Consider the following 6,507-nt stretch of genomic DNA (forward strand, 5'->3'; position numbering starts at 1 on the left):
AAATGGCCCGATAACAAAAAGACACGCCCTTTTATATGCGCGCCTCGATTTTTCGATTAAAGTTTAACTTATATAACTTTCAAAAATATTTACAGTAAAAATCGTGTCTCAATTTTCCACTTAGCTGAGCATATATTTTGGTGGTCTCACTCTTCTCATGACCAAGTAAGCTCTGAATCACTTCAAGTGGCGCACCATTGTTAATCATATGTGTAGCATAGCTGTGTCGTAATTGATGAGGATGTATTCTCTTTTTTATCCCAGCTCGATTTGATATACGTTTAATAATATATCTCAGATTATCAATACTCATTCGCCTATTTGGCCTTCTTTCCGTAATAAACAAACAGGAATCCTCATCATCTCGCTCGTCTAGATACCTTTTTAACCATATGGAGCAACGGGTATTAAAGTATACTTCCCTTTCTTTATCGCCTTTCCCATGTACAATGACTGAATTCGTTAAAAAACTAATATCATCACGATTTAATTTTACAACTTCTCCAATACGGCAGCCAGTCGAATACATAAATTCAAATAACGCATTCTCCATTGAAGTATGACAAGCTTCCCTTAGATGTTCAATCTCTCGTTCTGAAAGGAATTTTGGAATCCTTTTGCCTAATTTCGGCTCTTTTAATTTAACAGCAGGATTTTTGGGAATATGTCCTTCATCGTGTGTCCATTTGAATAGTGATTTAATGCAACGAACTCTATGTCCTAAACTAGATGGTTTTAAGTGGTCTCCCGCCTGTATTAGATACCCTTTTAGTTTCTCTGTAGTAAGATCTCTCATTTCAATATCACCGAAAAATCGTAATAAGAGATTATATTGAAAAAAATATGTTTTTAGTGTAAGAGGAGAATATCCCTCAATTTTTTTATCTAGTTGATACTTTTCCCACGCTTCTGATAATAACATTATTCTTTCACTCTCCTACTTTTTAAATCAATTAAACTAGATTCTATTATGTTCAAGGAGAGTCTTATTCATACGCAGGTTTTTCAACAATCGCAGACAATAACAAATTACCGAACCATGAGAATCCTTGAAATACAAGAAAAAGGACACTTTCTTTACTCAAGAAAAGCGCCCTATCGTTGAATAAGATTACATTACTGTGTATCGTCTGCCTACTAAGATAAAAGCCAGCATTATTCCTGACTTTTCACTTTTCACTTTTCACTTATTTAAATATTATTTCCGTTCACATCATTTTTTTGAGGTATGGAATCTTTAGCCATACAAAATGACTTAGCAAAAAACTTAAAACAATTCCCAAAAATGCTGTTATAAGGAATTTAGCCCAGACTGATATTGGCAGGTCATTCAATGTATATTGGAGGGATACAACTACTGGGACATGGATGAAATAAACAACAAATACATTGTTTGATAATATCTTTGACCAACGACTAGTGCCGTTAATTTTTTCTCTAAATAAAATTAGAAGACCAATTATTAGCGAAATACACAGTAACGTCTCAATAAATGATCGAGCCAACGAACCGAAGTTTTGGCCACCCTTTAAAAGAAAAGGATATACTGTAGTCCCTCCAAAATACAAAATAGTTACAATAAAAATTCCAATAGCAAGCCAGATGTATCCTGCTCTCACACTTAAAGTTAATAACCATTTGCGATGATAAGCCATAATGCCTAAACAAAAGAAACTCACATACTGTGGTACATGTGCAAATTCTGTTTGAATAAACCCTAAGAAAGCTGACCAATGATCAATAGGAAACCATATCCTTGTAATGAAAGTCACTAAACTAACGACCAACCACAAGGAGAGAATCTGATAAACCTTAATTTTTCCATCAGACTTTTTTGTGGATTTCTTACATGTAAAGAAGGTCCAGACCGAAAACACAACCGCATACACAAGTAAATGCTCTAAAAACCATAAATGGCCAAATTGCATATCAGGCCATGATGGCCCAGTCCAATTGGTTGGTTCATTGCCAAGTCCAAAAAATATATTAACATAGTAAGAAAAAAATGAGATGGGTTCATACTCTCTGAAATTAATGTAATATAAATACATCAGAATAGGAATTATCACGAGAAATCCCAGTAGTAATGGAATACCGATTCTAATAAATCGTTCTTTTAAAAATCGTTTCGGCCCTTTTCTCGCGATTGATTGAGGGAGAAAATAGGCTGATAAAAAGAAAAACATACTCATAAAAAATGCTGCATTTACAGAGAAAAATCTACCCAACCAGTTGATTGATTCATCATCCAAAAAATACCACCAACCACCTGGTCCATAGGCTTGCCCAGCATGGTGAGCTACTACAAGCATAATTAAAGCTATTTTTATATTATCGATGAAATATAAATGATCACTCTCTTTTTTCACTTTTAAACCCCATTTCCATTAAAAAATTACACTTAAACAATGTCGTATTTTTACCATTATAGTAAAAAAATTCAAATATAGTAAATAATTTTATTAATTATACATCTATGTAATTTATAGACGCTAATCCTTGTAAGGGAATAGCACCCGATAGCTAAGGATCGGTAGAACGAGATATAAGTACATGGATTACCTCCTTAATTTTTACGAAGTACTCCTTATTCCCTTTTTTGATATGCAATAATACCCTAGATCAAAAAGCTGTTGTATGTTATTGTCTTGCTTCGTTAGCATAGGGAGAACTACTATGAAGAATGCTTACCGTTGCCTGAGATGAAGGTGCATCGTCAGAGATTTTGCACAATCTGAATTGGATTACCATCCGGATTTGCAACCCAAGCAATGAGCAGCGACCGAGCCATTCGTGCGGTGATACCAGGGCTTTGGTGCCATTCGAGGTGACGGTTTCAAAGGCAGCAGCAGTGTTATCCGTCCACAAAATCACTGCAATACGCTGCCCATGAGACACGGGGGAGAGGCCGTGATCATCGCGCGTAGAGGAAACAGATGCGAAGCCTATTCTATAGTCATCGAGAACCAAATCAATATGATCGGTTCGCCATCATTTGGCACTCGAAAGGACTCGTGAATCCCAGACTCTTGTAGAACGCAGCTGCTCTAACTACATCTGAACTGAACAGAATAACTTGGGGATTACGGAAGATCGACAATTTGTTATACCTCCTATTGTTCAAGTTGGAGTGTGGGCCATATATTATTAGTTCAATTGTTTCGTGAAAATTCCTTTTTTATTCAATTATATGGCACTATTACTGAAAAAGGCACAATTCCTCTTCAAGAATTGCGCCCGATAATGGAATAACACATTTTATTAATCTTCTTGAATCATACCTTTAGCCATTTTCTCAAACAGATCCACCTTTGTTGTGAATTTGGTTGTTTTCTCATTGCGCCAATATGTAACTATTTCAATCTGATTTCCCTTTTTTTCTACTTCCAATAGGGGTACCTTCTGGAAAATGCGGATTTACAACGTTAAGGAATTTCCATTATAAAAAGCCCAAGTTCTCTGCAAATTATAATAGAGAAATTGGACTTTCCATTAATTCGTTAAAGCAGCCGATTGCGGAATGTAGTAACTGGAGTTTTAAGCTTTACTACTTTTTTATCATTTAGAATTCCTTGTGCAATCACCTTAACAAAAACGATCTATTTAGTTACAACTACGCCAAGTAACAAAATATTGTCACATAGTTTGTATGTTATAAGATTAATTGAACCGCTTTTGATACAACTAATTATTTTTAATGTCTACTTATTGCGTGGTAACGGCTTTTTCCGGTACTAACCCACACAGTAAGGCATGATGCTAGCCCAACCCGATTTTAACCTGTAATCACTCTCTCTTTTGGATAATGATAGTTGTCTTCCGGATTGTTTTTTCCTCCGATGATAAGAAAGAAAGAAGTTAAGCCAATTCTTCCAATAAACATTAAAATCATAAGAATACACTTGGCAAGAATACTGAGATCAGGGGTAATCCCCATAGATAAGCCTACTGTACCGAAGGCAGAGCAAACTTCAAAAAAAATAGCAATAAGTTTCTGCTGTGGATCAGAAATACTTATAATAATAACCGATACTAAGCACATGACAGTAGCTAATAGCGTAATGGCTAGTGATTTCATAATATCATCCTGATGAAGCTCACGATTAAAGATTTTGATATAACGCTTTCCTTTCGCAAAATTATAAATAAATAACAGATTTAAAGCTAATGTAGTCGTCCTGATCCCACCACCCATAGAGTTAGGAGATCCGCCTAAAAACATAAAAACACCCATAACCAAGAGCGTTGGAATTGAAAATTCTGTAATATCCATTGTAGTAAATCCAGTGCTTCTTGTTGTCGCAGACTGGAAAAAAGCATAAAAAAATGATTTATGCCATGCCATATCCTTAAAATAATGCTGAAATTCAAGTAGTAAGATAAGGATTGTCCCAATAATAAGAAGAATTCCATATGTAACTGTCGCTAGCTTTGTAAATAATGAAAAACGGAAAGGGTATCCAAGTTCCGTCTTTCCCTTCGATAAATATTCCTTTACTTCGATTAATACAGGAAACCCAATTGCTCCAATGATAATTTGTATAATCGTCAACAGTTGTACAAAATAATCACTTGCGTAAGGAGAATAAGACTCACCGGTTATATCCATACCAGCGTTTGTCGTCGCAGCAACTGATGCAAATAGGCCTTGAAGAAATGCTTCCTTCCAAGTAGGATAATAATTCAAGAAATAAAATCCATAAATGAGTCCCCCGATCAATTCAATCAAGAGGATCATCTTCAGAATATCTCGAACTAATCGAACGAGTCCCGATAATGAAAATTGATTATTATCAATCATTATTAATTTCCGTCCGCGCAATCCAATTTTCCGGCCTAAAAACAACCAAAAAAATGTGCTCATGGCCATCACGCCAATGCCCGCGAATTGCAATATGAGGATAATAATAAAATACCCAAATACACTATAAGTCTCTGATATATTAAAAATGGTCATACCTGTGTCACTCACTACACTGACAGCCATGAAAACTGTATCAAAAAAAGGCATTTCTACCCCAGGTTTATAAACTGCGGGAAGGTTAAATAATAGAATAGATATAATGACTGCTATTAAATAATAGCCAGTAATAATTTGGGCAGGCGAACGATTTTCCAGCCAGACTCGTACTTTTCTCACATGGCACCCCTTCAATTTTCGTATCCCTTTTATCACTTGATACTTTTGTTAAAAGCTACCTTGCTCTCACCTTTATTTATTATGTAAAAAGCTTTTAAATTTATTCATGTACAAAAGACAAACACGGTCAGGTAGTTTTATATGAAGAATTATTGCAACATATGTCACCTCTAGGTTGGGAACATATTAATTTACTAGGAGAATACCATTTTAATTCGGAGAAAGTGATCTCATTAGATTCATTAAGACCACTAAAACTTTCTTAACGTTGTTAAAAAAGGGGGAATCGTCTTGAAAATGGGCTTAGCGTTGTAAATCCGTATTTTCCTGACGGTATCCCCAATAAGGAATTCTCACCCTTATCCCTGATTGAAACAAATTGGTTACCGTTTTTCTTTTCTTTCTCTTTATACTCATAATTCATAACAGCCCCTCCTGTTTTTTATTTGTTTATTTTTCTTCAAATCAATGATGCAATCAGCAGTAAAACACCAACCGAAGCCCCAATTATTTGGTCTAGTAAAAGTTCGCCGGTTCTAAAACAGCAAATAATAAAAATTCCTTCGAAAATAACTATTATCGTAATTGTTAATTGAATAAGATATGAGTTAATTTTCATCATCTATCTCCCCTATATCACATTACCATAAAATCACATATCCTTTATTACACAAAATGGCCCTTTTCAGGAAGTATGACGCTTTCCTTTTTCAGAAAAGCGCCCTATTGTTGAATATAGCTTAACTCTTATTAAGAGTAGCCTCGTTATTTATTCAAGGTTAAATACATTACTTCATATCCATCTGGCGACTTTAATATTAAATGGGAATATGTAATTAAACTCAAGCCAATATACTCTTCTTCATCCTTTTGATTAAATTTATTTGCATCAAATTGCACTGGCAAAAATAAAAGGTAGTTGCCTGCAATTCTTTCCCACAAATTATGCAAGAATTTAATATCTTCAACGCTGATGATTTTCGTAGATGGATTTGATTGAATATCCCGATCCCACCAAAGAATAGTACACTTTTCCGTTCCATATATCTTTTTTATAAACTCAAATATGTTTAACAAGATTTCCTTATTAGGTTCTCCTGAAGGATTTTCAATTAAGACTTTTAATTTAGCTAATTCTCTTGTATTTTCCTCTAAACCAATTATATTTAGAAAATCATCGCTTGAATTTGTCACATTTATCACCTCGGTTTAATTTTAACCGAACATTGTTTAACTATCCTGCCCAATTATTTAAGTGTAAAGCTTACAATTTCCACTTTACTTTAAAATTTTATTCAACAATCCGGCCCGTTCGTAATATAAGGTTAGCCAGATTTTTCTGGTTGACCTTTTTCTTTATGGTCTTA

The 6,507-nt window shown here is 34.6% G+C and carries 6 protein-coding genes and 1 pseudogene; 1 reads left to right on the forward strand and 6 read right to left on the reverse strand.

Annotation, left to right across the window (positions count from 1 at the left end):
• Positions 1–79: 79 nt before the first annotated feature.
• From BGM26_RS18245 to BGM26_RS18255, 4 genes are all read right to left on the reverse strand, one after another.
• Positions 80–922, reverse strand: a complete 843-nt coding sequence (locus tag BGM26_RS18245) for a tyrosine-type recombinase/integrase (protein ID WP_217041722.1) — start codon at positions 920–922, stop codon at positions 80–82.
• Between the two features lie 286 nt (positions 923–1,208).
• On the reverse strand, positions 1,209–2,369 hold the full coding sequence (locus BGM26_RS18250) for an acyltransferase family protein (RefSeq protein ID WP_217041723.1): 1,161 nt from the start codon (positions 2,367–2,369) through the stop codon (positions 1,209–1,211).
• Between the two features lie 892 nt (positions 2,370–3,261).
• Positions 3,262–3,390 carry a hypothetical protein gene (locus tag BGM26_RS21755; RefSeq protein WP_302053264.1) on the reverse strand — a complete coding sequence of 43 codons (129 nt, stop codon included), beginning with the start codon at positions 3,388–3,390 and terminating at the stop codon, positions 3,262–3,264.
• Positions 3,391–3,775: 385 nt separating this feature from the next.
• On the reverse strand, positions 3,776–5,140 hold the full coding sequence (locus BGM26_RS18255; protein ID WP_217041724.1) for a TrkH family potassium uptake protein: 1,365 nt from the start codon (positions 5,138–5,140) through the stop codon (positions 3,776–3,778).
• 143 nt (positions 5,141–5,283) lie between these two features.
• Here BGM26_RS18255 and BGM26_RS18260 point away from each other — a divergent pair.
• Positions 5,284–5,406 (forward strand): annotated as a pseudogene (locus BGM26_RS18260) (hypothetical protein); the annotation flags it as partial.
• A gap of 5 nt (positions 5,407–5,411) precedes the next feature.
• Here the strand turns inward: BGM26_RS18260 and BGM26_RS18265 are convergent.
• Both BGM26_RS18265 and BGM26_RS18270 read right to left on the reverse strand, forming a co-directional pair.
• Complete coding sequence (locus BGM26_RS18265) at positions 5,412–5,564, reverse strand: hypothetical protein (RefSeq protein WP_217041806.1); 153 nt, start codon at positions 5,562–5,564, stop codon at positions 5,412–5,414.
• A gap of 341 nt (positions 5,565–5,905) precedes the next feature.
• A complete protein-coding gene (locus BGM26_RS18270) occupies positions 5,906–6,334 on the reverse strand; it encodes a hypothetical protein (RefSeq protein WP_217041725.1) in 429 nt (142 codons plus the stop codon).
• Positions 6,335–6,507 lie beyond the last annotated feature (173 nt).

The sequence above is a fragment of the Bacillus sp. FJAT-29790 genome, assembly GCF_019039215.1.
Taxonomy (GTDB): Bacteria; Bacillota; Bacilli; order Bacillales; family Cytobacillaceae; genus Cytobacillus.

Excerpts from the sequence above, each read along its gene's own strand:
- BGM26_RS18245 (WP_217041722.1), bottom strand. The coding sequence starts at position 922 with ATGTTATTATCAGAAGCGTGGGAAAAGTATCAACTAGATAAAAAAATT.
- BGM26_RS18265 (WP_217041806.1), bottom strand. The coding sequence starts at position 5,564 with ATGAATTATGAGTATAAAGAGAAAGAAAAGAAAAACGGTAACCAATTT.